We start from the raw sequence: 24,834 nt of genomic DNA, 5'->3' as shown, positions 1-24,834 counted from the left end.
GACGAAATGGCTGTCGCACACCCGATCCAGATCCGCTTCGAACGCTACGACGGCCAGCTCGCCATCGCCCCCGCGACGCCGCCGCGCTTCGTCACGCCCGAGGAAAAGCCGCGGATCATCGAGCGCATCAAGCACCTGCTGAAGGAACGCGACGCGGTGCTGGTCGCGCACTACTACGTCCACCCCGACATCCAGGACCTCGCCCAGGAAACTGGCGGCACGGTCTCGGATTCGCTCGAAATGGCTCGTTTCGGCCATGCGCACTCCGGCAAGACGGTCGTCGTGGCGGGCGTGCGCTTCATGGGCGAGACGGCGAAGATCCTCAACCCGGAGAAGAAGGTCCTGATGCCGGACCTGAACGCCGAGTGCTCGCTCGACCTCGCCACGCCGATCGACGAATTCTCGAAGTTCTGCGACGCGCATCCGGACCGGGTCGTCGTCGTGTATGCCAACACGAGCGCGGCGGTGAAAGCACGGGCCGACTGGATGGTGACCTCCTCGATCGCCGAGAAGATCGTCGCCCACCTCCACGCACAGGGGAAGAAGATCCTCTGGGCGCCCGACAAGCACCTGGGTGACTACGTCCAGCGCGTGACCGGCGCGGACATGCTGATGTGGAACGCGGCGTGCGTGGTGCACGACGAGTTCAAGGCCGTGCAACTGGAGGAGCTGAAGCTCCTGCACCCCGGCGCGAAGGTGCTCGTGCACCCCGAATCGCCGAAGGCCGTGATCGACCTCGCGGATGCGGTGGGCTCGACCACCGGCATCATCCAGGCCGCCGAGCGCATGAAGGCGAAGGAGTACATCGTCGCCACCGACGGCGGCATCATCCACCAGATGAGGAAACGCATGCCCGGCGTGACCTTCATCGAGGCGCCGACCGCCGGCAAGGGCGCGACCTGCCAGAGCTGCGCGCACTGCCCATGGATGGCGATGAACGGCCTGCACAACCTGCTCGCCGTCCTCGAGAACCCGAATCCGAAGAACGAGGTGCACGTGGATCCGGAGATCGGCCGGCGCGCTCGCATTCCGATCGAACGCATGCTCGAGTTCGCGAAGACCCATCTCCCGCAGATGAAGGGCAGTGGGGATGCGTGAGACGGCGGGCTTCGCGCTCGCCCTGCTCATGCTTTCCGGGTTCGCGTGCGCCCAGGAGCTGACGGGTTGGGGTGCGGAGCTGGCCTCCCGTCCCGCGCATCCGATCCGCGTGGTGCCTCCCGACTATCCCGCGCAGGCGTTGGCGCAGGGAACGAAGGCCGCGGTCGATGTCACGGGCAAGGTCACCGCGGGCGGATCGATGCAGGACGCGACGTTCCGATCCTCCACCGACGATCCCGCATTCCAGAAGGCCATCGAGGACGTGCTTCCGTACTGGATTTTCTCCGCGGAAGTCGATACCCGAATCTGCGAGCCTGTCGCGAGCGAGGCGACGGTGCGCGTCTGGTTCGAGATCGTGGACGGCAAGCCCAAGGTGAGCGTCTCGCAACCCGTCTCCGGCAAGCCCTACGAGTTGAAGCGCGAGAGCGGACGGAAATTCCGCGTCGAGCCCGTCAGGCGGATCCGGGTCAAGTTTCCCCGGGAAGGGATCCGAAAGGACATCGGTAGCGCCACCGTCATCGCGTTGTCCAGGGTCGGCGCCGACGGCACGGTGCAAAGCATCGTCTTCCAGAACACGCGCGTCGACGACTCGTTCTACGCCGAGGCGAAGGCGGCACTGAGACGCTGGACGTACGACATCGAACCGGGCGCGCTCGAAGACCGGCCGTTCCTCTGCCTCGAACACTCCCTGGCCTTCAAGCTGCTGGACTGACCCGAATGACCACGACGCAACGATGGCTGACCTTCATGGCTCTTGCGATGGCCCTGGACGCCGCGCACGCCCAGGAGATCACCGCCGCGGGCGATGCCCTCGCGCAGCGCGGCTTGCGCATCGTGTCGGTCGTTGCGCCGGAGTATCCGCCCGCGCTGCTGCAGCGCGGCGTCGAAGCCACGCTCTCGCTCGAAGCGCGCGTGAACCGCGACGGCTCGATCGACATGTCCACGTTCAAGATCAATGGCGGCGATGAGGCGTTCGCCGCGGCCGTCCGCGACGTCGCGCGCTACTGGCTGTTCGTCCCGCCGATCCACGCCTACACGTGCGCCTCGGTCGCGGGCGATCTCGCGATGCAGGTGTGGTTCGAAGTCGCCGATGGCAAGCCGAAGGTGAGCGTGTCCTCGCCCGTGCAGCCGGCCACCGACGCGCTCGCCGGCAAGGTGGACCTGCGCAGCGGCAACGAGATGGTGCGGCGGCAATCCGGCACGCCGGTCGTCTATCCGGAAGCCGCGCACCGCGACCGCGTCGAAGGCGACGTGACCGGGGTCGTCCGCATCACCAACAACGGGCGTGTCACAGGCGTCGAGGTCCGGCCCGGCCCGTACAAGGTGTGGTTCGAGCCGGCGATCAAGCGCGGCGTACGCAGCTGGACGTTCGCGATCCTGCCGGGCTTCCCGCAGGATCGCGATTACATCTGCGTCGAGTTCAAGTGGCAGTTCCGCCTCAAGGACGGAATGGGCCTCTAGGCGCTTCAGCCGCCCGCGCTGTCCGACACGAGCATCTTGAGGAAGGTCTCGACCTGCTTCTTGTCGAGGCGGCCGGCCTTCTTGGTGTCGGCCTTGTCGAACATCTTCTCGACCATCTTCATCGCCTCGGCTTTCGAGATGGTGCCGTCCTTGTCGGCGTCGCACATCTTCACGAAGTTGTCGGCGTTCTTCGTGTCGTCCGCGTAGGCGGAGGGGACGGCGAAGGCGAGGGAGGTCAGCGCGGCAGCGGCGAGGGCATTCATGGATTTCATGGTCAGGCTCCGGGTATCGAGGGGTTGAGGGACTACTGCCTGCTCTGTCGGGCGGACCCCGGGGGCCTTACAGCGACGCGAGGGGGGGCGATGGGGTAAAATTTCGCTCCAGTTCCAAAGGCTTGCGCGCTCGTGACCTCCAATACCCACACCTCCCTCACCTACCGCGACGCCGGCGTCGACATCGACGCGGGTGACGCGCTCGTCGAACGCATCAAACCCTTCGCGAAGCGCACGATGCGCCCCGAGGTCCTGGGCGGCCTGGGCGGCTTCGGGGCCCTGGTCGAGGTCTCGAAGAAGTTCAAGAACCCGGTGATGGTCGCGGGCACCGACGGCGTGGGCACCAAGCTGAAGCTCGCCTTCCGCCTGAAGAAGCACGACACGATCGGCATCGACCTCGTGGCGATGAGCGTGAACGACATCCTCGTGCTCGGTGCCGAGCCGATCTTCTTCCTCGACTACTTCGCGTGCGGCAAGCTGAACGTGGACGTCGCCGCGGACGTGGTGAAGGGCGTGGCCCTCGGCTGCGAGCTCTCCGGCTGCTCGCTGATCGGCGGCGAGACCGCCGAGATGCCCGGCATGTACGACCCGAACGAATACGACCTCGCCGGCTTCGCCGTGGGCCTGGTCGAGAAGGACAAGATCATCGACGGCACCAAGATCGCCGCCGGCGACGCGGTGATCGGCCTCGAGTCCTCCGGCCCGCACTCCAACGGCTACTCGCTCATCCGCAAGATCGTCGCCACGCACGGCGGCGACTACGAAATCCCCTTCGAGGGCCGCACGCTCGGCGAAGCGCTCATCGAGCCCACGCGCCTGTACGTGAAGCCGGTGCTGGACCTCATCGCGAAGGTGCCGGTGAAGGGCATCGCCCACATCACCGGCGGCGGCATCGTCGAGAACATCCCGCGCGTGATCCCGGAGCATCTCTGTGCGCGCATCGACCGCAAGAGCTGGCAGCGCCCCGCGATCTTCGACTGGCTGCAGCGCCACGGGCGCGTGGGCGACGCCGAGATGGCGCGCACCTTCAACTGCGGCATCGGCATGGTGCTCGTGGTGCCGAGAATCGAATCGGACGCCGCCGTGAAGGGGCTTGCCTCGCACGGCATTCCCGCGCACGTGATCGGCGCGATCGTGGAGCGCGAGCCGGGCGGGCCGAAGACGGTCGTCGTGTGAAATCGGCCGTCATCCTGATCTCGGGGCGGGGCAGCAACATGCAGGCCCTGGTCGAGGGCGGGACCGGTCTCACGTTCAAGGCGGTGATCTCGAACCGCCCCGAGGCCCAGGGCCTCGAGTGGGCCGCTTCGAAGGGCATCCCCACGCGCGTGGTGGACCACAAGGCCCTTCCCGACCGCGACACGTTCGACCTGGCCCTCGGCGACGCGATCGCGGCCCACCGGCCGGACTGGATCCTCTACGCAGGCTTCCTGCGCATCGTGGGCGAGAAGTTCGTGAACCGCTTCCACGGCCGGCTCGTGAACATCCACCCTTCGCTCCTGCCCTCGTTCCCCGGGCTGCACACCCATCGCCGGGCCCTCGAGGCGGGCGTGAAGATCCACGGGGCCACCGTGCACTTCGTCACCGCCACGCTCGACAGCGGGCCGATCCTCATCCAGGCCGCCGTGCCGGTGCTCGCGGGCGACACGGAGGACACGCTCGCCGCGCGCGTGCTCGCGCAGGAGCACCGCATCTATCCGCAGGCCGCACGCTGGCTCGCCGAGGGAAAGATTGAATTTCCGCGCAACGGTGTCGTCCAATCGAGTGCGTCGGGCGTTTCTACCGACACCCTCATTTCTCCCCGGACGGCACCATGAAGCGCATTGCGGCTTCCTTTTTCCTTTTCGCGGCGTGCGTAGCGCAGGCCGCGCCCACGCGCATCGACGCGGAGTACCAGGTCTCCAAGGCCGGGCTCGTGATCGGGCGCATCGTCGAATCCTACGAACGTAACGCGAACGCGTACGTGATCCGCAGCACGACTTCGAGCGAAGGCCCCTTGAAGCTCTTCCTCGACGACTCCATCGTCCTCTCGAGCGAGGGCCGCGTCGGCCCCAACGGCCTGGAGCCCGCGGTGTTCGAGCAGAAGCGCGCCGGCAACAACTCGCGCGACGTGCACGCCACGTTCGACTGGAAGTCGGGCGTGATGCGCTCGCAGTTCCGCGGCGAGTCGAAGGATGTCGAACTGCCCCCGGGCACGCAGGACCGCATCTCGATCATGTACCAGTTCATGAACGTCGCCCCGAAGGGCGAGACGTTCGAGGTCCCCATGTCGAACGGCCGCAAGGTCGAGCGCTACACGTACCAGCGCACCGGAGAGGCCACGGTGAAGACGCCCGCCGGCGACTTCGAGACCGTCCACTACGAGCGCGTCGTGCGCGAAGGCGAGACGCGAGCAGAAGTCTGGCTCGCCAAGGACCGCTTCAATTTCCCCGTGCGCGTCGTGTTCGAGGATGCGAAGGGCCTGCGTCTCGAGCAATCGCTGATCGCGCTCAAGGCCCGCTGACCGCCCATGACGCTCCGCCAATCCGCCCATCGCCTCCGCTACGTGCTGCTCGCACTGGTGGTGTCGGTGGTCGTGCACGCGGCGGCGATCCTCGGTGTCCCGCGGTCGCTCGATGCACCCGCGCCCGACGAACTCGTCGGATACACGGCGGAGCTGGTCCCTGCGCCCTCCGCGTCGGTCTCTCCGGCGCCCAAAGCGCAGGCGGCACCGCCGCGCGCTCCGCGTCCGCGAAGCCCGCGCAAGCCCACGGAGGCCATCGCCTCGCTGCCGCTGCTTCCCTCGCTCACCGGTGAGGGCACCGCGTCCCTCCCCGAGCTCCTCCCGCCGCTGCCGGAGCTGGCACCGCCGGAGCCCTCCAAGCCCGAAGTGGTCGCCTCGGTCGCGCCCGCGACCACGCTCTCCGACGCGAAGGCGGCGCCCTTCCCCGTCCGCGCGCTGCCCGCCGATCTCTCGATCCGCTACGCGCTCACCTCCCCCTTTGCGGATGGCGTCGCGCAGTACGCGTGGAAGCGGGATGGCGATCGCTACGTCATCAGCGGCTCGGCCCAGGCCGAAGGCTTCTTCACGCTGTTCCTCGAGGGACGCATCCTGCAGGAGAGCACCGGCACGGTGACCGAGTCGGGCCTGCGTCCCGAGCGCTTCTCCGAGCGCAAGCCCCAGGGCCCCGAGGAAAGCCTCACCTTCGACTGGGCGAACCGTACGGTGGAGTTCAACCGCAACGGCGAGAAGAAGCCCGGCGGCCTCGCCGACAACACCGTCGACTGGCTCTCGATGATCTTCCAGCTCGCGCACGAGCCGCCCAAGGGCGAAGCCGTGTCGATGAAGGTCTACACGCAGCGCAAGCTCTACGCCTTCGAGCTGAAGGTCCTCGGCGTCGAGGAGATCGAGCTGCCCATCGGCCGCGTGAAGGCGCTCCACCTGCGCCATGCGACCCAGGATGCGAACGAGCAAGTCGACGTCTGGCTCGGCGTGGACCAGCACTACCTGCCGGTGAAGATGCGCTACCCGGTGTCCCGCAACCGCTTCATGGTGGAGCAGACAGCCACCTCCATCTCCGAGCGGTAACCCCATGCAGATCGGCAAGCCCCAGCTGGAATCCATCGTCCAGGCCCTCACCGTGATCCTTCCGGCGAGGCAACCCGCGGACGCAACGCTCCACCACTTCTTCCGCGAGCACAAGAACCTCGGCAGCCGCGACCGCGCGCTCATCGCGGACACGGTCTATGCCGCGCTTCGCCGCCGCCGCTACCTCGAGCACGTGACGCCCGGCGCCACGCCGCGGGAGATCGCGCTTGCCGCGCTCGTGAAGGTGCAGGGCGTCGGCATCGGCCAGATCGAATCCGCGCTCACCCCGACGGAAAAGGCCTGGCTCGTCACATTGAAGAGCGAGCCGGCCGAGGCGCTGCCGTTCGAGGTTCAGGCAGACCTTCCGGACTGGGTGATCGCCCTCCTGCGCAAGCAATACAGCGACGAGGAGATCCTCGCGCTCGCCCGCAGCCTCCAGCAGCCCGCGCCGCTCGACCTGCGCGTGAATTCGCTCAAGGCGCCGCGCGAAGCCGTGCTGGAGAAGTTCGACCGCGACAACATCGTCGCCGTCCCCACGAAGCTCGCACCCTGGGGCGTGCGCCTGCGGGAGAAGCCGGCGCTGAACAAGTACGTGCTCTTCACCGAAGGCGTGGTCGAGGTGCAGGACGAAGGCAGCCAGTTGCTGGGCCTGCTGATGGAGCCCCGGCGCGGCGAGATGATCGTCGACTTTTGCGCCGGCGCCGGCGGCAAGACGCTGCAGATGGGTGCCGCGATGGCTTCGCAGGGCCGCCTCTACGCCTTCGACATCTCCGAGAAGCGCCTCACGAACCTCGGGCCTCGCCTCAAGCGCTCCGGGCTTTCGAACGTGCATCCGCAACGCATCGCCAACGAGAACGACGCGAAGGTGAAGCGCCTGCGGGGCAAGATCGATCGCGTGCTGGTGGATGCACCCTGCACCGGCCTCGGCACGCTGCGCAGGAACCCCGACCTCAAGATGCGCCAGGTTGAGACGGCCGTGGCCGAGCTGAACGTGAAGCAGCGCAACATCCTCGATGCCGCCGCCGCGCTCGTGAAGCCGGGCGGGCGCCTCGTGTACGGCACGTGCAGCCTGCTCGAGGCGGAGAACGAGGCGATCGTCACTGCCTTCCTCGCCTCGCATCCGGATTTCAAGCTCGTCCCGGCGAAGGACGTGTTTGCGCGGATCGGCATCGAAGTCGAAGGCACGGGCGACTACATGCACCTGCTGCCGCATCGCCACGACACGGACGGCTTCTTCGCCGCCGTGCTGCAGCGCGAAGGAAAATGAACGAGATCGAGAAGCTGATCGAGGAGTTCGGCACGCGCCAGAGCCTGGTGCCGTTCTTCCTCGGGGTCGTGGTGATCGCCGCGGCCCTCGCCATCTCGGTCCTCGTCACCCGGCGCCTGCGCAAGCGCCTCGCCACGCATCCGCACCGCTGGGCCAACAACTCGGACTTCCCCGGCTTCGCCGGCCCGCTGGTCGCGGTGGCGATCGTCTGGATCGCGCGCTTCGCCGTGCAGCGCACGCACTGGCTCGAGCACACGCCGCTGCTCGATCTCGCGATCCCGCTGCTGGTCGCCCTCGCCGTGATCCGCTTCGCGCTCTACGTGCTGGCGAGCGTCCTGCCGCAGGGCTCGCTCCTCAGCGGCTCGCAACGCACGATCTCCTGGCTCATCTGGATCGGCGTCGCGCTCTACTTCACCGGCCTGCTCCCCGAGGTGGAAGAGGCGCTGGACGACGTCGTGATCCCCATCGGCAAGGATCGCTTCACGTTGCTGCTCGCGATCCGCGCCGTCTTCTCGGTGGCGGTCACGCTCGCCGTCACGCTGTGGATCGCCAACGTGATCGAGGGCCGCCTGCAGAAGGCGGAGCACCTCCAGGTCTCCACGCGCGCGGTGATGGGCAAGTTCGTGCGCGCGATGGCCGTGCTCCTCGCCATCCTGATCGCCCTTCCCCTCGTGGGCGTCGACGTCACGGCGCTCTCCGTCTTCGGCGGCGCCATCGGCGTGGGCCTCGGCTTCGGGATGCAGAAGATCGCGAGCAACTACGTGAGCGGCTTCATCATCCTGCTCGACAGGTCGGTGCGCATCGGCGACCTCGTCACCGTGGACAACCGCCAGGGCACCGTGCAGGAGATTGCTTCGCGCTACACGGTGGTGAAAGCCGGCGACGGGACGCAGTCGATCATCCCGAACGAGACGCTGATCACGCAGACCGTCATCAACCACACGTACTCGAACCGGCGCGCGGTCGTGAAGGTGCAAGCCTCCGTGCCCTACGACACCGATCTCGACATCGCCTTGGGCATCCTTCGCTCCGCCGGCGAGACGCACCCCCTCGCCCTCAAGGATCCGGCCCCCGCCGCGGTCATCCTCAAGATCGGCGACCCCGGCGTGGACCTCGAATTGTCGATCTGGATCGACGACGTTTTCGCCAATGCCGCGCAGATCCGCACCGACCTGCTGCGGGCCATTTTGGCGGGGTTCCGGGAGCATGGGATCCGCATCCCGGCCGTGCGCCGCGAATGGGTCGGATTTGCTACACCCGAAATGCAGGAAAGACCTTCCGAGTCAAAGGCTTAGGTTTAGCTTGCGGATTAAAACCCTACCCGGGGAATGGTCGGGGTAAAATCTCGTCCCAATACCGTAATTCGAACGCCGCGTCCTACAACGTGGCCCTTTCCGAAAGGCGCATCCCGATATGTTCTTCGACGGCCTCCTGAATCTTCCCTGGTGGGGCGTGGTCCTCGTGACGCTGGTGCTCGTGCAGATCACCATCGCCGCCGTGACCCTGTACCTGCATCGCGGCCAGGCCCACAGCGCGGTGGATTTCCACCCGATCGTGAGCCATTTCTTCCGCGCATGGCTGTGGCTCACCACGGGCATGATCACCAAGGAATGGGCCGCGATCCACCGCAAGCACCACGCGAAGTGCGAGACGGAAGACGATCCGCACAGCCCGCAGATCCTCGGCATCAACAAGGTGCTCTGGGGCGGCGTGTTCCTGTACGTGAAGGAATCGCACAAGACGGAAACGATGTCGCGCTACGGCCACGGCACGCCCGACGACTGGCTCGAGCGCAACGTCTACGCCCGGTGGAACAAGTACGGCATCCTCGCGACGCTCGCGTTGCAGATGGCCCTCTTCGGCATCATCCCGGGCTTCATCGTCTGGGGCATCCAGATGCTGTGGATCCCGTTCTGGGCCGCCGGCGTCATCAACGGCATCGGCCACTTCTGGGGCTACCGCAACTTCGAATGCGACGATGCGGCGCGCAACATCACGCGCTTCGGCCTGTGGATCGGCGGCGAAGAGCTGCACAACAACCACCACGCCTACCCGACGTCGGCCAAGTTCTCCATGCGCTGGCACGAGGTGGACCTCGGCTGGGGTTATTTGAACGTGCTGTCGCTCCTCGGCCTCGCGAAGGTTCGCCGCGCTCCGCCGAAGGTGAAGCTCGACCCGACGAAATTCGAGATCGACGCCGCCACGCTCCAGGCCGTCATCCAGCATCGCTACGACGTGCTCACGAACTACGCGAAGCACATGAATCGCTCCTCGCGTGCCGAGCTCGCCAAGCTGCGCGATGCGGGCATGGATAGCCGCGCCGCTCGTGCCCTGCGCCACTGGATGCACCGCGACGAGAAGGAAGTGCCGGCCGAGCACCGCGCCGCGCTGGATCAAGCGCTCGCCGCAAGCCCCACGCTGAAGACGTCGTTCACGATGCGCCAGGAGCTCTCCAAGATCTGGGCGCGCTCCACGCTCACCACCGAGCAGCTCACCGCGCAGCTCACCGATTGGTGCGAGCGTGCGGAGAAGAGCAACGTCGAGCCGCTGGTCGCGTTCTCGCGCCGCCTTCGCTGCTACGCCTGACGTCGTTCCCGTGAAAACGGGAACCCAGTAAGAAAGCCCGCTTCGGCGGGCTTTTTCTTTTGTGGCGCTGCGCTCACTTGGTGGGCCTTGAACCACGGAGGCACGGAGACACGGAGGGCCACGGAGGAAAAACTTCGAGGGATTGCCGTTTCGGGCAGTCGCGAATCACCGACGTTGGATCCCTGACGTTCTTTCGAGAATTCCTCCGTGGCCCTCCGTGTCTCCGTGCCTCCGTGGTTCAAGGCCTACCAGGCAAGCGCAGCGACCGACGCGCCCTCTCCATTTCCGCAATTGCGGTCAAATGACCCGCCGGAGCATGGCTACCGGAGACCCCGATGCCGATCAAGACCACGACCCGCGAGCAGTACGCGAAGCGCCTCGACAAGGTGGCGCTGTACCTGGCCGACCATCTCGACGACACGCTCGACATCCATCGCCTTGCCGAGGAAGCGCACTTGTCGCCGTATCACTTCCATCGCGTGTACGTGGCGATGGTGGGCGAGACGGTCGCCGAGACGGCGAAGCGGCTTCGGCTGCAGCGAGCGGCGTTGAAGCTGATCACGACGGCCTCGCCGGTCGCGAAGCTGGCGGGCGAAGCGGGATACGCGAGCGTGCAGGCGTTCCATCGCGCCTTCCGCGCCGCCCATGGCATTCCGCCGGGCGCCTTTCGCAAGCGAGGCGAGGAACTCGACCTCGCGGCCGGGATCGCACGAGGACTCCACCCTTCCCAACGCAAACCGGAGCCCGACATGTACCAAGTGACCATCCAGGATGTGCCCGCCCGCCACGTGGCGGCGATGGAGTATCGCGGCGACTACACGCAGATCGGCCCCACGTTCGAGCGCCTCTCGATCTGGGCAGCGGGCAAGGGCCTCATGGGTCCCGACACCCGCATGTTCGGCATCTACTACGACGACCCCGCCTCCATGCCCACCGCGCAGCTACGCGCCGACGCGTGTGTCACCGTTCCGGAGGGGTTCAAGGGCGAGGGCGCGGTGAAGGTCGAGGAGACCCCGTCGGGCAAGTGCGCCGTCATCGTCCATACGGGCCCGTATTCCGAGCTGCACCGCGCCTACGACTGGCTCTACCGGGAGTGGCTGCCGAAGAGCGGCGAGGCGCCGGGCGACCAGCCTTGCTTCGAGGAATACCTGAACGACCCGCGGCAGGTGCCGCCGTCGAAGCTCGAGACCGCCATTCGGATCCCGCTCAAGTAGGCGAGCCCGGCGGCGTCAGTCGTCGTCCTTGTCCTTGTCACGCGGCTGCGGAGTGAGGTCGGCCGGGGTGTGTGCGGCGGGCTCGTCGTGCTCCTCGAGCGGGTCCTTGTAGTTCGCCGGCGCCGGCGTCTTCACGAGGTATCGGTACGCGAAGGCGTCGGCCACCTGCGACATCGGGAGCACGCGGGTCGAGATCTGCAGGCTGGCCCCGGTGTTCGCCTGGACCTGCATCTGCGCGACCTGGCCCGCCGCGACGTTCGCGAAGCCGCCGGTGTGGGTCTTCTCGGCAGCGACCCAGAAGTCCTTGTTGTCCGGGGTGCGGACCATGAAGTACACGCCGTTGTCCGTGCGCGAGACGCGGTGCACGGAGCCTTCGAGGTAGTAGTTCGTGCTGGAGGCGGGAGAAGAGATGAACGCGGGGAGCGTTGTGTCGATCTTGGTGGGATCTGCCGCGGGGCGTCCCTTGTAGTAGGCCGCCGCCGCGATCACGCCGGCGATCACGACGAGCCCGGCCATGAGCTCGACCAGGTTGAAGCCGCGATGCCGGTTGCGAGCCATGCCGTGTCCCTTCGGTTCTTGTTGTTTGACGGCCCGATTCTAAGGCGCAGGCAAAAAAAAAGCCCGGTCAAATACCGGGCCCCATTGTTCTTATTGGTACTCCCTATTTCAGCTTGGTTTCCTTGTAGAGGACGTGCTTCCGGGCGACGGGATCGAATTTCTTGATCTCCATCTTGTCCGGCATGGTCCGCTTGTTCTTGGTCGTCGTGTAGAAATGGCCGGTGCCGGCGGACGACTCGAGCTTGATCTTTTCGCGCATGGTCAGGGTTCCTTAGACGTTCTCGCCGCGGCCGCGCATTTCGGCGAGGACGACGTCGAGGCCCTTCTTGTCGATGAGGCGCAGGCCCGCATTCGACAGGCGCATACGGACCCAGCGGTTCTCGCTCTCGACCCAGAACTTGCGGTACTGCAGGTTCGGCAGGTAGCGGCGCTTGGTCTTGTTGTTCGCGTGGGAAACGTGGTTTCCGACGATCGGGGCTTTCCCCGTGACTTGGCAAACTCGGGACATCTGAAACCTCCGGAATACTTAAAGCTCAGCGAGAAGTCGGTGCTGGGCTACGAAAGACCGCGATTATAACCCGGCGACCGGGGTGCTTTCAAGCTGATTCCATTGGCCTTTTTGGGGGCCGCCGGACGCCCGAAGACCCTTTCCGGCCTAGATCAGCCCCCTTTCGGCGAAGCTGAGGCAGGCCCCGGGCGCCACGATGAAGTGGTCCAGCACTTTGATGTCGACCAGGGCGAGGGCTTCGGCCAGCGTCCGGGTGAGCGCCTGGTCCTGGAGGCTGGGCTCGGCCACCCCCGAGGGATGGTTGTGGGCCAGGATCATGGCCGCCGCGTTGTGCGACAGGGCGTGCTTCACGACCTCCCGCGGATAAACGGAAGTCTGGGTGAGGGTCCCGCGGAAGAGCTCCTCGGCGGCGATCACGCGGTTCTGCGCATCGAGGAAGACCCCGTAGAACGCCTCGTGCGCGAGCTCTTGCATGCGTAGCCGTAGGTAGCCACGCACGGCTCCCGGCGACGTGAGGCTGTCGCGCGTTCGCATCTCCTCACCCAATGCGCGGCGTGCGAGCTCCATCACCGCGGCGAAGGGTGCGAGGCGAAGCGAATCCACGCGGATCTGCGACCGGCACCCGGCCTCGGCGGCTGCGAGCACGCCGGACACGCGCCCGAACTTCGCGAGGAGCTCGCGGGCGGACGCCAGCGCATCCTGCCCGCGGACGGCCGGGCGCATGAACAGGGCGAGGAGCTCCGCGTCCGAAAGCGATGCTGCGCCCCGGGCCCGCAACCGCTCGCGCGGGCGCTCCTCGAGCGGCCCACTTGCCATCGACATGCCCGGCCTCCACATGGGTAAAATGCATTCATGGACAAGGGTTTGAAGATCCTCCTGGGCGTGACCGGGGGCATTGCCGCGTACAAGGCGGCCGAGCTCGCGCGTCTCCTGCAAAGGAATAACGTCGAAGTCCGGGTCGCGATGACCGACGCCGGCACGAAGTTCGTCACGCCCGCCACGTTCCAGGCGCTCACCGGCAAGCCCGTGATCACGGACCTCTGGGATTCGAGCTTCGACAACTCCATGGCGCACATCGAGCTCTCGCGCGGCGTGGATGCGATCGTGATCGCGCCCGCCACCGCCGACTTCATGGCGAAGCTCGCGCACGGCATCTGCGACGACCTGCTCTCCACCGTCGCCGTCGCGCGCAACTGCCCGCTGCTGGTCGCACCCGCGATGAACCGCGAGATGTGGGACAACCCCGCCACGCAGCGCAACGTCGCCACGCTTCGCAACGACGGCATCGCGGTGCTCGGCCCCGCGGCCGGCGACCAGGCGTGCGGAGAAGTCGGCATGGGCCGCATGCTCGAGCCCGAAGATCTCGTGCACGACATCCTCGCCTTCCTCTCGCCGAAGAAGCTCGCGGGCAGGAAAGTGCTCGTGACCGCCGGCCCGACGTTCGAGGCGATCGACACCGTGCGCGGCATCACCAATCTCTCGTCCGGCAAAATGGGCTACGCGGTTGCGGAAGCGGCGCTTGCCCAGGGCGCGGATGTCACGCTCGTCTCCGGCCCGACCGCGATCCCACCGCCGCCGCGCGCGCACTTCGTCTACGTGACCAGCGCCGCCGAGATGTTCAACGCGGTGAAGGCGCACGTCGCGGGCATCGACATCTTCTTCAGTGTCGCCGCCGTGGCCGACTACACGCCGGTCGAAGCGTCGAATCGCAAGCTCAAAAAGTCGAACACGCCGCTGGAGCTTCACCTCAAGCCCACGGAAGACATCCTCGCGTACGTCGCGGCGCTGCCCAACGCGCCGTTCTGCGTGGGCTTCGCCGCCGAGAGCGAGAACCTCGCGGACTACGCGCAGGCCAAGCGCGCGAAGAAGAAGATCCCGATGATCGTCGCCAACCTCGTGCAGCATGCCGTCGGCCGCGAGGAGAACGAGGTCACGATCTACGACGACGCCGGAGCGCATCCGGTCGCTCGCGCCTCCAAGGGGCAGATCGCCCACCGCATCCTCGCGCACGCCCTCGGCCTCTTCGAGGCCAAGTCGCCGCGCGCCACCATCACCCCCATCAAGCAGGCTTCCTGATGCAAAAGCTGGACGTGAAGATCCTCGACGAGAGGATCCGGGACCAATTGCCTTCTTATGGGACCGTGGGTGCGGCGGGGCTCGATATCCGCGCGTGCATCGATGCGCCCATCACGCTGAAGCCGGGCGACGAGGCGAAGATTCCCGCCGGAATCGCGATCCACATCGGCGATTCGGGTTTCGCCGCGATGTTGATTCCACGCTCGGGCCTCGGCAGCAAGGGGCTGGTCCTCGGCAATCTCGTGGGATTGATCGACTCCGACTACCAGGGCACGGTCACGGTCATGGCCTGGAATCGCGGGAAGGACACGCTGGTCGTGAACCCGATGGACCGCATCGCGCAAATGGTGATCGTGCCTGTGGTGCAGGTCGAGCTGAACGTGGTCGAGTCCTTCGAAGAGAGCGCCCGGGGCACGGGCGGCTTCGGTTCCACCGGCAAGCACTGAGGCCGTGCACGGGATCGTCCTCTTCGCGCACGGCGCCCGCGATCCCGAGTGGGCCCGCCCGTTCGAGGCGATTCGCGACCGCGTCCGTTCCTCGCGCCCCGAATGCCCGATCGCGTTGGCGTACCTGGAGATCATGAGCCCGGGTCTCGAGGAAGCGATCGACGCGGTGATCGGCGAAGGAGCGTCTTCGATCACCGTGTTCCCGCTCTTCATGGCGCAAGGCGGGCACCTGAAGCAGGATCTTCCCCGCATCCTCGATGCGATCCGCGCCCAGCGGAAGCACGTCCCCATCTCGCTCGAAACGTCGGTAGGCGAAGTGCCCGAGCTCCTCGACGCCATCTCGACCTGGGTTCTCAATCGGGTCGACTGAATAAAGGGGTCAGACCACTTCATTGACCCAGGCCGGGCAATGAAGTGGTCTGACCCCTTTATTCAGTCGTATTTGACAAAACTATTTGTCTAATGACAGAGTTCGGGCATGTCCACGGTCCACGTCGTCGCCGATCCCCGTCATGCCGCCCTGCTGGGCGCACCGGTGCGGCAACGAATCCTGGAGGCGCTCTCCGAGCCGGGCTCGGCGACCACGCTGGCGAAGAAGCTCGGCCTCACGCGCCAGTCGGTGGCCTACCACGTGCGCCAGCTCGAGGATCACGGCTACGTAGAGCTCGTGCGCGAAGAGGCGCGGCGTGGCTGCGTCGAGCGCATCGTGCGAAGGACCGCGCAATACCTCGTCGCCTCCCCCGAGATGTTCGGCGCCCAGGGGTTCGAGCCGCGCAAGGTGAAGGACAAGTTCTCGAGCACGTACCTCATGGCGCTCGCCTCGCGCATGGCGCGCGAAGTGGGCGAAGCCCAGGCGGTGGCCGAGAAGGCCGGCAAGCCCCTGCCGACGCTCTCGGCCGATGTCGAGGTGAGGCTTGCGAGCCCGAAGGCGCGCGAGGCCTTCGCCGGAGAATTGCTCGAGGCCATCGCCCGGCTCGCGGCCAAGTACAACGACACCCAGGCCCCCGACGGCCGCACCTATCGCCTCGTCGTCGGCGCACACCCCATTCGATCCCCCAGGAGGCCCGCATGAGCACGACAAAGAAGCCCGAGCTCACGCTCGACCTGCAGGTCGACATCGATGCGCCGATCGAAGCCGCCTGGAAAGCGCTGACCGAAGCTCCCGGGCTCGCCAACTGGTTCGCCCCGATCTCGGAAGTCTCGGCGCCCGGCGCAGGCGCCACCGTGAAGAACGGCTGGAGCGAGGAGATGATGATGAGCGGCACGGTCGACGCGTGGGAGGCACCGAAGCACGTTCGCTGGTTCGACGACAGCGGCTGGATGGGCCCGGGCACCGCGCTCGCCGTCGACTACTTCCTCACGACCGAGAACGGCAAGACGCGCGTTCGCCTCGTGCAATCCGCGTTCGGCGCGAGCGAAGGGTGGGACGACCTCTTCGACGGCCTCGAGACGGGCTGGACCTACTTCCTCTACAACCTGCGCGTCTACCTGGAAAAGCACGTGGGCCGCACGCGCCGCATGATCTCCGAGCGCCTCGAAGCGACGATGCCGCGCCAGGCGTTCTGGAAGCACCTGCTCTCCGGCGCGGGCCTCGTCGCGGGCGGCAAGGGAAGCGTGAAAGCGGGCGATGCGGTGCAACTCACGCTCACGGAGGGCGTGCCGGTACGCGCCGTCGCGGAAGTGGTGGTCGAAGGCCACGGGCTGGGACTTCGCATCCCCGATCTCGCCGACGCCCTCCTCTTCATCGAGCTCGAGGGCAAGTCCGACAAGTTCCACGTCGGCTACTGGTTCTCGGTCTACGACGACGCGAAAGCCAAGGCCCTCGACACGCCCGCCCGGCACGCCTTCACGCGCGTGCACGAGGCGGTGAAGGCCTCCTGACCATGCGCGTGCAGAAGAGCATCAGCGTCGCCGCCACGCCGGACACCTGCTGGAAGGTTCTCACCCTGCGCGAGCACCAGAAGCGCTGGCTGCCAGAGGTCGTGGATCACATTCCCGACGATCCCGCGAAGCAGGACGGTGTCGGCGCCACGTCGACGCTGAAGATCCAGGAGGGAAAGCGCGTGGTGGATTACCGAGAAACCATCACGGCCTGGGAGCCCGGGCGCGTGCTCGCGATCCGGCTCTCCGGCGGCTCGCTGGGCAAGATGACGATGGATGTGACCTATCGCTTCGTCCCGGAGGCCAACGGCACGCGCCTCGACTACGAAGCCGATATGGAGATGAAGGGCCTGTTCATCCTGCTGGCCCCGCTCTTCAAGATCATCTCCGGCTCGAAGGTCGGCGGCACGCTCGCGCGCTTCGCCCAGGCCGCCGAATGAATGGGGTCAGACTCCATTTAGCCCCTTAGCACCGGTCTAAATGGAGTCTGACCCCATTCATTTCTTGCCGCAGATCGAGAAGCCGTCGTTCCAGCCCATCTTGTATTGCGGGTCGGCGGCAATGCGCGCGGCGTCCTTGCGCCCGTAGCTCGACGCACGGGCCGTCTCGCAGCCGTCGATGTAGCCCTCGCGCACGGCCGGCGGATAACCGGCGAGGTTGTACTGCGGGCGCGGAGCCTCGGTGCGGCGCTGCACGGCCTCCGCGGGTGTCTCCGGCGGCGGCGGTGCCGGCGGCACGGAGGCGCAAGCGGCGAGGAAAAGGGCAATCAGCGGGGTTGCGTGTCGGCGCATCGTCTCACTCGTGCGTTAACATTCTCGGGTTCGTTCCTGGAGCTTCTCATGCGTGTACTGCCTTTCGACCGCCTTGCAGCCGCGCTGGTTCTCGCCGCGCTCGCCCTGCCCACCTTCGCGCAGGACAAGGCGGAAAAGCTCACCGCGCCGCTGAAGACGATCTCCGTGAAGATCGGCGCCCATCCCCTCAAGGTCGAGGTGGCGGACAACGACGCCGCCCGCTCCCGCGGCCTCATGTTCCGCCAGGCCATGGGCAAGAACGACGGCATGCTGTTCGTGTTCGCCGACCCGGGCTACCACTCGATGTGGATGATGAACACGTACATCCCGCTCTCGGTCGCGTTCATCGACGAGGGCGGCACCATCCTCAACATCCTCGACATGACGCCCAAGACGGAAGACACGCACACGGCCGCGGGGCCGGCGCGCTACGCCATCGAGACCAACCAGGGATGGTTCGCCGAGAGGAAGCTGAAGGCCGGCGACAAGGTCACCGGCCTTCCGAAGTCCTAGCCGAAGAACGCGCGGCGGAAGATGCCGCCCGAAGCCACCATGAAGAACAGCATCGGCAGGGACAGCGCCGTGTTCATGCGCGAGGCCAGGAATGCCGTGCGGCGAGCCTTGTTCTTCTCGTCGTCGGTGGCCGGCACGAGACCCAGGATCTTCTTCTGGTTCGGCCAGATCAGCACCCACACGTTGAAGAACATGATCAGGCCCAGCCACGCGCCCACGCCGATCGGCATGTACGCGCGCTCCTTGAAGAAGAGCGCTTCGTCGATCTTGTCGCCGAGGATCATCGCGCCCATCAGCACCGTCACCAGCGCGGCATAGCGGAAGAAGAACAGCGCGCGCGGAGCGACGTGCTTGGTGATGCCGGCGCCCGTGGGCGGCGTGTCCGCCGCGGCCTTCTTCAGCGCGTCGACCTGCACGAAGTTGAAGTAGTAGAGCAGGCCGATCCACATCACGCCGGCCATGACATGCACCCAACGTCCGAGGCTGTACTGGATGAATTCGCCCATGTCAGGCTCCCATCATCTTGCGTACGAGGAAATACAGAACCACGGTCAGCACGAGGCCTGTGATGACGGTGCCCCAAAGCGAATCCAGAGGATTTTTCATGTGTTTTGCTCCGGTGGTGGGAACGCGCGAATTCTAGCACCGTAGAATCGCGCTCATGGCCGATTCCCACCCGTACTCGCGTCTCACGCCCGATGTGGTCCTGAATGCCCTCGAAAGCGTAGGGCTTAAGACCGACGGCCGGCAGCTCGCGCTGAACAGCTACGAGAACCGCGTCTACCAGGTGGGCATCGAGGATTCGACGCCGGTCGTCGCGAAGTTCTACCGCCCCGAGCGCTGGAGCGACGCGCAGATCCACGAGGAGCACACCTTCGCCAACGAGCTCGCCGAGGCGGAAGTACCCCTGGTGCCGCCGCTCGTGCTCGAGGGCCGCACGCTCAACACGTTCGAGCAGTTCCGCTTCGCGGTCTTTCCGCGGCGCGGCGGCCGCGCTCCGGAGCTGGACCGCCAGGGCGTGCTCGAGTGGATCGGCCGCTTCATCGGGCGCATCCACGCGATCGGACGCGTGCGGCCTTTCGAGCATCGCCCGGCGATCGACATCGAGTCGTTCGGAAGGGAGCCGCGCGCATTCCTCCTCGGGAGTGGTCTCATCCCGCCGGATCTCATCGCGCCGTGGACGAGCGTCGCGGACCTGGCGCTCGAGAACATCGAGCGTTGCTTCGAACGCGCGGGAAGCTTCGGCACGCTGCGCCTGCACGGCGACTGCCACGCGGGCAACGTGCTGTGGACCGACCAGGGCCCGCACTTCGTCGACCTCGACGATGCGCGCACCGGCCCGGCCGTGCAGGACCTGTGGATGCTGGTCTCCGGCGACCGCGACGCGATGTCGGAGCAACTGGGCCACATCCTCCGCGGCTACGAGGACTTCTCCGAATTCGACGACCGCGAGTTGCATCTCTTCGAGGCGCTGCGAACGCTCCGCCTGCTCCATTACTCCGCCTGGCTCGCGCGCCGCTGGGACGATCCCGCCTTCCCGATGAACTTCCCGTTCTTCAACACGCCGCGCTATTGGCAGGACCGCGTGCTCGAGCTGCGCGAACAGGTCGCCGCCATGCAGGAACGCCCGCTCGTTCCGCAATAGGAAGCGTCTTACATTTCGATGCAACCGGGGTGCGAAACCCCCGCACCCGGCCGCGGTCGAAACGGCACAATAGGGCCGGCACAGGCCGCCCGTGCCCCACGAGAACAAGGAAAACCCGATGCACGACCCCCTGTCGGCGCCACCCGACCCCCTTCTTTCGCCCCGCAAGTCCCGCCGGGGCCTGCTGGCCATCGCCTTCGCCGTGGTGCTCGTCGTCGGGCTCGGAGCCTGGTGGTACTTCACGCGCACGCCGGAAGGCACGACCGCCGACGGCCAGGCGGCCAAGGGCGACGCGTCCAAGGGTGACGCGAAGAAGGGCGCCGGCAAGGGCGGCCGCGCCAACTTCGCGACCGGTCCGCAACCGGTGGCCGCGGCGACCGCGCGCAAGGGCGACATCCGCATCATCCAGACCTCGCTCGGCACGGTGAACGCGCTGAATACCGCGATCGTCCGCACGCGGGTCGACGGGCCGCTGCTCGCCCTGCATTTCAAGGAGGGACAGAGCGTCAAGGCGGGCGACGTGCTCGCGCAGATCGACCCCGCTCCGTTCGAGGTCGCGCTCTCGCAGGCGGAAGGCCAGCTCGCACGCGACATGGCGCAGCTCCAGAACGCACGCGTCGACCTCGACCGCTACAAGACCCTCCTCGCGCAGGACTCCATCGCGCGCCAGCAGGTCGATGCGCAGGAAGCGACCGTGAAGCAATTCGAGGGCACGGTGAAGATCGACCGCGCCGTCGTCGACAACGCGAAGCTCCAGCTCGGCTACACGAAGGTGACCGCGCCGATCAGCGGACGCCTCGGCCTGCGCCAGGTGGACGTCGGCAACACCGTGCACCCCGGCGACACGAACGGCATCATCGTCATCACGCAGGTGAATCCGCTCACGACGGTGTACACCATCCCGCAGGATTCGCTGCAGCGCCTGCTCGCGGAGCTGCGCCGCGGCGACAAGATCGAGGTCGAGGCCTGGGACCGCGAGCAGAAGAACAAGCTCGCCACGGGCGTGCTCATCACCACGGACAACCAGGTCGACGTAACCACGGGCACCGTGAAGCTGAAGGCGCAATTCCCCAACGACAACGGCGTGCTCTTCCCGAACCAGTTCGTGAACGTGCGCATGGTCGTGGATATCCGCACCGACGTGACCGTCATTCCCGCCGCGGCCGTGCAGACCGGGCCGCAGGGCACCGTCGTCTACGTCGTGAAGGAGGACAACACCGTCACGATGCGCCCGGTGAAGCTGGGCCCCGCTGAAGGCGAGCGCGTGATGGTCGAAAGCGGCGTCGAGCCGGGCGACCGCGTGGTCACCGACGGCATCGACCGTCTCCGCGAGGGTGCGAAGGTCGAGGTCGTGCAACCGCTGGTCCCGGGCCCCGGCGGCCGCGGAGGCGCGGGCAAGGGCGGCCGCCGTGGCGATGCCTCGAAGGCCGGCGGTGACACGTCGAAGGCCGGCGGCGACGCGAGCAAGGCCGCACCCAGCGGTGACGGCCGCAAGCCTGGCACAGCACCGGGAGACCCCGGCACGCCCGGTACTGCAGGCAAGACTCCCGGAGCGGTCGGCGATGCCGAGAAGAAAGCCGCCGCCCCCGCGGGCAGCCCCGTCTCGTCCGGCAGCCCGCCGCCCGCGAGCGCCACCGATCCCAAGCCCGCCGATGACATGCGCGACAAGTTCAAGAACGCATCGCCCGAGGAGCGCGAGAAGATGCGCGAGGCGTTCAAGAAGCGCATGGAGAGCGCCTCGCCCGAGGAGCGCGCGCGAATGCAGGAGCAGATGCGCAAGCGCCGCGAGGCGCAGGGCCAGTGAACCCGTCACGCCTCTTCATCGAGCGCCCGGTCGCCACCGCGCTCCTGATGGTGGCCATCCTCCTCGCGGGGCTGGTCGCGTATCGCCAGCTCCCGCTCTCCGCGCTGCCGCAGGTCGACTACCCGACGATACAAGTGGTCACGCTCTATCCCGGCGCCAGTCCCGACGTCGTCGCCTCGTCCATCACCGCGCCGTTGGAACGGCAGTTCGGCCAGATGCCCGGCCTGAAGCAGATGTCGTCCACCAGCTCCGGCGGCGCCGCGGTCATCACGCTGCAGTTCGAGCTCACGATGAAGCTCGAGGTGGCCGAGCAGCAGGTGCAAGCCGCCATCAACGCGGGCTCCAACCTGCTGCCCGCGGATCTTCCCTCGCCGCCGATCTACAGCAAGGTGAACCCGGCCGACACGCCGATCCTCACGCTGGCGGTCATGTCGTCCACGCTGCGCATGCCGCAGGTGCAGAACCTCGTCGATACCCGCGTGGCGCAGCGCATCTCGCAGGTGCCGGGCGTGGGCCTCGTGTCGCTCTCCGGGGGCCAGCGCCCCGCGGTGCGCGTGCAGGTGAACCCGAAGGCGCTCGCGGCCCAGGGGCTCGGCATGGAGGACGTGCGCACCGCCATCAACGCGGCGAACACGAACCAGGCCAAGGGCAGCTTCGACGGCCCGACGCGCGCCTACACGATCGACGCCAACGACCAGCTGCGCAGCGCCGACGAGTACCGCAAGGTGGTCATCGCCTACCGCAACAACGCGCCGGTATATCTCTCCGACGTGGCGGACGTGATCGAGGACGCGGAGAACGTCCGCCTCGGCGCGTGGATGAATGACACGCCCGCGATCATCGTGAACATCCAGCGCCAGCCGGGCGCGAACGTGATCGAGGTGGTTCAATCGATCCAGAAGCTGCTGCCGTCGCTCACCGCGTCGCTGCCGCCCAGCGTCGAGGTCAAGGTGCTCACCGACCGCACGGTCACCATCCGCGCCTCGGTGAAGGACACGCAGTTCGAGCTGCTGCTCGCCATCGCCCTCGTGGTCGCGGTGATCTTCGTGTTCCTGCGCACGGCCTCGGGGACGATCATCCCGAGCGTCTCGGTGCCGTTGTCGCTCGTCGGCACCTTCGGCGTGATGTACATGGCCGGCTTCTCGATCAACAACCTCACGCTGATGGCGATGGTGATCGCCACGGGCTTCGTGGTGGACGACGCCATCGTCGTGATCGAGAACATCGCGCGCTACGTGGAGGAAGGCGATACGCCCATGGAGGCGGCGCTCAAGGGATCGAGGCAGATCGCGTTCACCATCATCTCGCTCACGTTCTCGCTGATTGCCGTGCTGATCCCGCTGCTCTTCATGGCCGACGTCGTGGGCCGGCTCTTCCGCGAGTTCGCGATCACGCTCGCGGTGGCGATCCTCATCTCCGCCTTCGTCTCGCTCACGTTGACGCCGATGATGTCCGCGCGGCTGCTGAAGTACACGCCGCCGGAGAAACAGAACAAGTTCTACCGCAAGACCGGCGAGTACTTCGACTGGATCGTGGGCAAGTACAGCCGCGGCCTGGAGTGGGTGCTCGACCGCCAGTTCCTCACGCTCATGGTCGCCATCGCCACGCTCGTGCTCACGGTGATCCTCTACATCCTCATTCCCAAGGGCTTCTTCCCGACGCAGGACACCGGGGTGATCCAGGGCATCTCGGAAGCGCCGCAGGCGGTGTCGTTCCGCTCGATGGCGGAGCGCTCGCAGGCACTGGCCCGCGTGCTGCTCGAGGAACCGACGGTGGAGAGCGTGTCCACGTTCATCGGCGTCGACGGGCAGAACACGACGCTGAACAGCGGCCGGCTGCTGATCAACCTGAAGCCCCACGCGCAGCGGAACATCTCGTCGGCCCAGCTGATCGAGCAGCTCAAGCCCCGGCTCGCGAAGCTGGAGGGCATCGTCCTCTACATGCAGCCGGTGCAGGACCTCACGATCGAGGACCGCGTCTCGCGTACGCAATACCAGTTCACGCTCGAGGGCGCGAACGCGAAGGAGCTCGCGGACTGGACCAACCGCATGGTCGAGCGGATGCGCACCATCCCCGAGATCACGGACGTGGCTTCCGACCTGCAGGACCAGGGGCTGCAGGCCTTCGTCACCATCGACCGCGACACGGCCGGGCGCCTGGGCATAACGCCGGCCGCGATCGACACCGCGCTCTACAACGCCTTCGGCCAGCGGCTCATCTCGACCATCTTCACGCAGGCGAGCCAGTACCGCGTGGTGCTCGAGGTGAAGCCCGAGTTCCGCCGCGGCCCGCAGTCGCTGAACGACATCTACGTGACGGGCACGGGCGGCGTGCAGGTGCCGCTGTCATCGCTGGCCACGATCGAGGAGCGCCTGGGCGCCCTCTCGATCGCGCGGATGTCGCAGTTCCCCGCGACCACGATCTCCTTCAACCTGGCGCCCGGCAAGGCGCTCGGCCCCGCGGTGGACGCGATCGAGAAGGAGGAGAAGGCCCTCGGCATCCCCGCCAGCATCCGCACCAACTTCCAGGGCGCCGCACTCGCTTTCCGCGCCTCGCTCACCAACACGCTGCTGCTGATCCTCGCGGCGATCGTCACGATGTACATCGTGCTGGGCGTGCTCTACGAGAGCTACATCCACCCGGTGACCATCCTCTCCACGCTGCCCTCGGCCGGCGTGGGCGCGCTGCTGGCGCTGATGGTCTTCGGCCATGACCTCGGCATCATCGCGATCATCGGCATCATCCTGCTGATCGGCATCGTGAAGAAGAACGCGATCCTCATGATCGACTTCGCGCTCGAGGCCGAACGCGAGCACGGCAAGAGCCCGAGGGACGCGATCTTCGAGGCGTGCCAGCTTCGCTTCCGCCCGATCCTCATGACCACGATGGCCGCGATGCTGGGCGCGCTGCCGCTCATGATCGGCACCGGCGTCGGCTCGGAGCTGCGCCATCCGTTGGGTGTCGCGATGGTCGGCGGGCTGCTCGTGTCGCAGGTGCTGACGCTCTTCACGACGCCGGTCGTGTACCTGTACTTCGATCGCCTCGCGACGCGCTTCGGCAGCAAGACGAAGCCGATCGAAGATGAAGAGGCAATAAAGGGGTCAGACCACTTTATTGCTCCACCTCCCGACAATAAAGTGGTCTGACCC

Annotated in this window: 28 protein-coding genes; 21 read left to right on the top strand and 7 right to left on the bottom strand. The window is 66.7% G+C overall.

Annotated features, from left to right (window positions below):
- Window positions 1-6 precede the first annotated feature (6 nt).
- From nadA to DSM104443_RS04390, 3 genes are read left to right on the top strand one after another with little or no spacing between them, the layout of a single operon-like run.
- Window positions 7-1,098, top strand: a complete 1,092-nt coding sequence (nadA, locus tag DSM104443_RS04400) for a quinolinate synthase NadA (protein WP_171089821.1) — start codon at window positions 7-9, stop codon at window positions 1,096-1,098.
- Window positions 1,091-1,810: an energy transducer TonB gene (locus DSM104443_RS04395; RefSeq protein WP_171089820.1), complete on the top strand. Its 720-nt coding sequence runs from the start codon at window positions 1,091-1,093 to the stop codon at window positions 1,808-1,810. The genes nadA and DSM104443_RS04395 overlap by 8 nt, the downstream gene beginning before the upstream one ends.
- A 5-nt stretch (window positions 1,811-1,815) precedes the next feature.
- Window positions 1,816-2,559 carry an energy transducer TonB gene (locus tag DSM104443_RS04390; protein ID WP_171089817.1) on the top strand — a complete coding sequence of 248 codons (744 nt, stop codon included), beginning with the start codon at window positions 1,816-1,818 and terminating at the stop codon, window positions 2,557-2,559.
- A gap of 5 nt (window positions 2,560-2,564) precedes the next feature.
- Here the strand turns inward: DSM104443_RS04390 and DSM104443_RS04385 are convergent, their stop codons facing one another.
- Entirely contained in the window at window positions 2,565-2,831 is a 267-nt protein-coding gene (locus DSM104443_RS04385; protein ID WP_171089816.1) for a PLC family EF-hand domain-containing protein, read from the bottom strand.
- A 132-nt stretch (window positions 2,832-2,963) separates the two neighbouring features.
- Between DSM104443_RS04385 and purM the strand changes: the two genes are divergently transcribed.
- The 8 genes from purM (at window position 2,964) to DSM104443_RS04345 (ending at window position 11,463) form a co-directional block, all read left to right on the top strand.
- Window positions 2,964-4,007, top strand: coding sequence for a phosphoribosylformylglycinamidine cyclo-ligase (gene purM / locus DSM104443_RS04380; protein WP_171089814.1), 1,044 nt, complete (start codon window positions 2,964-2,966; stop codon window positions 4,005-4,007).
- Window positions 4,004-4,645, top strand: coding sequence for a phosphoribosylglycinamide formyltransferase (gene purN, locus DSM104443_RS04375; RefSeq protein ID WP_171089812.1), 642 nt, complete (start codon window positions 4,004-4,006; stop codon window positions 4,643-4,645). Before purM ends, purN begins: the two co-directional genes overlap by 4 nt.
- A complete protein-coding gene (locus DSM104443_RS04370; RefSeq protein ID WP_171089810.1) occupies window positions 4,642-5,331 on the top strand; it encodes a DUF3108 domain-containing protein in 690 nt (229 codons plus the stop codon). Before purN ends, DSM104443_RS04370 begins: the two co-directional genes overlap by 4 nt.
- A 6-nt stretch (window positions 5,332-5,337) precedes the next feature.
- Window positions 5,338-6,396 carry a DUF3108 domain-containing protein gene (locus DSM104443_RS04365; RefSeq protein ID WP_171089808.1) on the top strand — a complete coding sequence of 353 codons (1,059 nt, stop codon included), beginning with the start codon at window positions 5,338-5,340 and terminating at the stop codon, window positions 6,394-6,396.
- A 4-nt stretch (window positions 6,397-6,400) separates the two neighbouring features.
- Complete coding sequence (locus DSM104443_RS04360) at window positions 6,401-7,663, top strand: RsmB/NOP family class I SAM-dependent RNA methyltransferase (RefSeq protein ID WP_171089806.1); 1,263 nt, start codon at window positions 6,401-6,403, stop codon at window positions 7,661-7,663.
- A complete protein-coding gene (locus tag DSM104443_RS04355) occupies window positions 7,660-8,958 on the top strand; it encodes a mechanosensitive ion channel family protein (RefSeq protein ID WP_171089804.1) in 1,299 nt (432 codons plus the stop codon). The genes DSM104443_RS04360 and DSM104443_RS04355 overlap by 4 nt, the downstream gene beginning before the upstream one ends.
- 118 nt (window positions 8,959-9,076) lie before the next feature.
- The gene (locus DSM104443_RS04350; protein WP_171089802.1) at window positions 9,077-10,249 is read left to right on the top strand and encodes a DesA family fatty acid desaturase; all 1,173 of its coding nucleotides are present in this window, start codon (window positions 9,077-9,079) and stop codon (window positions 10,247-10,249) included.
- A 335-nt stretch (window positions 10,250-10,584) separates the two neighbouring features.
- Window positions 10,585-11,463, top strand: coding sequence for an AraC family transcriptional regulator (locus DSM104443_RS04345; RefSeq protein WP_171089801.1), 879 nt, complete (start codon window positions 10,585-10,587; stop codon window positions 11,461-11,463).
- A 15-nt stretch (window positions 11,464-11,478) separates the two neighbouring features.
- Here the strand turns inward: DSM104443_RS04345 and DSM104443_RS04340 are convergent, their stop codons facing one another.
- From DSM104443_RS04340 to radC, 4 genes are all read right to left on the bottom strand, one after another.
- Window positions 11,479-12,021: a prepilin-type N-terminal cleavage/methylation domain-containing protein gene (locus DSM104443_RS04340; RefSeq protein ID WP_171089799.1), complete on the bottom strand. Its 543-nt coding sequence runs from the start codon at window positions 12,019-12,021 to the stop codon at window positions 11,479-11,481.
- Between the two features lie 103 nt (window positions 12,022-12,124).
- Window positions 12,125-12,280 (bottom strand): 50S ribosomal protein L33, encoded by a 156-nt coding sequence (rpmG, locus tag DSM104443_RS04335; protein WP_171089798.1) that lies wholly within the window; start codon window positions 12,278-12,280, stop codon window positions 12,125-12,127.
- Window positions 12,281-12,292: 12 nt separating this feature from the next.
- Entirely contained in the window at window positions 12,293-12,529 is a 237-nt protein-coding gene (gene rpmB / locus DSM104443_RS04330; protein WP_171089796.1) for a 50S ribosomal protein L28, read from the bottom strand.
- A 147-nt stretch (window positions 12,530-12,676) separates the two neighbouring features.
- On the bottom strand, window positions 12,677-13,351 hold the full coding sequence (gene radC / locus DSM104443_RS04325) for a RadC family protein (protein ID WP_171089794.1): 675 nt from the start codon (window positions 13,349-13,351) through the stop codon (window positions 12,677-12,679).
- Between the two features lie 30 nt (window positions 13,352-13,381).
- Here radC and coaBC point away from each other — a divergent pair, with 30 nt between their 5' ends.
- The 6 genes from coaBC (at window position 13,382) to DSM104443_RS04295 (ending at window position 17,372) form a co-directional block, all read left to right on the top strand.
- Entirely contained in the window at window positions 13,382-14,605 is a 1,224-nt protein-coding gene (coaBC, locus tag DSM104443_RS04320) for a bifunctional phosphopantothenoylcysteine decarboxylase/phosphopantothenate--cysteine ligase CoaBC (RefSeq protein WP_171089792.1), read from the top strand.
- A complete protein-coding gene (gene dut, locus DSM104443_RS04315) occupies window positions 14,605-15,051 on the top strand; it encodes a dUTP diphosphatase (RefSeq protein ID WP_171089789.1) in 447 nt (148 codons plus the stop codon). The genes coaBC and dut overlap by 1 nt, the downstream gene beginning before the upstream one ends.
- A gap of 4 nt (window positions 15,052-15,055) precedes the next feature.
- A complete protein-coding gene (locus DSM104443_RS04310) occupies window positions 15,056-15,421 on the top strand; it encodes a sirohydrochlorin chelatase (protein ID WP_171089787.1) in 366 nt (121 codons plus the stop codon).
- 108 nt (window positions 15,422-15,529) lie between these two features.
- Window positions 15,530-16,123 carry a winged helix-turn-helix domain-containing protein gene (locus tag DSM104443_RS04305; protein WP_171089785.1) on the top strand — a complete coding sequence of 198 codons (594 nt, stop codon included), beginning with the start codon at window positions 15,530-15,532 and terminating at the stop codon, window positions 16,121-16,123.
- Window positions 16,120-16,932, top strand: coding sequence for an SRPBCC family protein (locus DSM104443_RS04300; RefSeq protein ID WP_171089784.1), 813 nt, complete (start codon window positions 16,120-16,122; stop codon window positions 16,930-16,932). Before DSM104443_RS04305 ends, DSM104443_RS04300 begins: the two co-directional genes overlap by 4 nt.
- A gap of 2 nt (window positions 16,933-16,934) precedes the next feature.
- The gene (locus DSM104443_RS04295) at window positions 16,935-17,372 is read left to right on the top strand and encodes an SRPBCC family protein (RefSeq protein ID WP_171089782.1); all 438 of its coding nucleotides are present in this window, start codon (window positions 16,935-16,937) and stop codon (window positions 17,370-17,372) included.
- Window positions 17,373-17,429: 57 nt separating this feature from the next.
- Here the strand turns inward: DSM104443_RS04295 and DSM104443_RS04290 are convergent, their stop codons facing one another.
- On the bottom strand, window positions 17,430-17,723 hold the full coding sequence (locus DSM104443_RS04290; protein WP_171088670.1) for a hypothetical protein: 294 nt from the start codon (window positions 17,721-17,723) through the stop codon (window positions 17,430-17,432).
- Between the two features lie 48 nt (window positions 17,724-17,771).
- Between DSM104443_RS04290 and DSM104443_RS04285 the strand changes: the two genes are divergently transcribed.
- Window positions 17,772-18,236 carry a DUF192 domain-containing protein gene (locus DSM104443_RS04285; protein WP_171089779.1) on the top strand — a complete coding sequence of 155 codons (465 nt, stop codon included), beginning with the start codon at window positions 17,772-17,774 and terminating at the stop codon, window positions 18,234-18,236.
- Here the strand turns inward: DSM104443_RS04285 and DSM104443_RS04280 are convergent.
- Window positions 18,233-18,742, bottom strand: a complete 510-nt coding sequence (locus tag DSM104443_RS04280) for a urate hydroxylase PuuD (protein ID WP_171089778.1) — start codon at window positions 18,740-18,742, stop codon at window positions 18,233-18,235. The two genes, DSM104443_RS04285 and DSM104443_RS04280, sit on opposite strands and share 4 nt — an antisense overlap.
- A 155-nt stretch (window positions 18,743-18,897) precedes the next feature.
- On the opposite strand from DSM104443_RS04280, the gene DSM104443_RS04275 reads away from it, so the two are divergent.
- The 3 genes from DSM104443_RS04275 to DSM104443_RS04265 all read left to right on the top strand — a co-directional run bounded on the left by DSM104443_RS04275 (window position 18,898) and on the right by DSM104443_RS04265 (window position 24,831).
- Window positions 18,898-19,881, top strand: a complete 984-nt coding sequence (locus tag DSM104443_RS04275; RefSeq protein ID WP_171089776.1) for a serine/threonine protein kinase — start codon at window positions 18,898-18,900, stop codon at window positions 19,879-19,881.
- 118 nt (window positions 19,882-19,999) lie between these two features.
- On the top strand, window positions 20,000-21,685 hold the full coding sequence (locus DSM104443_RS04270; RefSeq protein WP_171089773.1) for an MdtA/MuxA family multidrug efflux RND transporter periplasmic adaptor subunit: 1,686 nt from the start codon (window positions 20,000-20,002) through the stop codon (window positions 21,683-21,685).
- Window positions 21,682-24,831, top strand: coding sequence for an MdtB/MuxB family multidrug efflux RND transporter permease subunit (locus tag DSM104443_RS04265; protein WP_171089772.1), 3,150 nt, complete (start codon window positions 21,682-21,684; stop codon window positions 24,829-24,831). Before DSM104443_RS04270 ends, DSM104443_RS04265 begins: the two co-directional genes overlap by 4 nt.
- Window positions 24,832-24,834 lie beyond the last annotated feature (3 nt).

The organism is Usitatibacter rugosus, assembly GCF_013003965.1.
Classification (GTDB): Bacteria; Pseudomonadota; Gammaproteobacteria; order Burkholderiales; family Usitatibacteraceae; genus Usitatibacter; species Usitatibacter rugosus.
The sequence above is the reverse complement of the archived record's forward strand: the minus strand, read 5'-3'. Positions and strand labels throughout refer to the sequence as shown.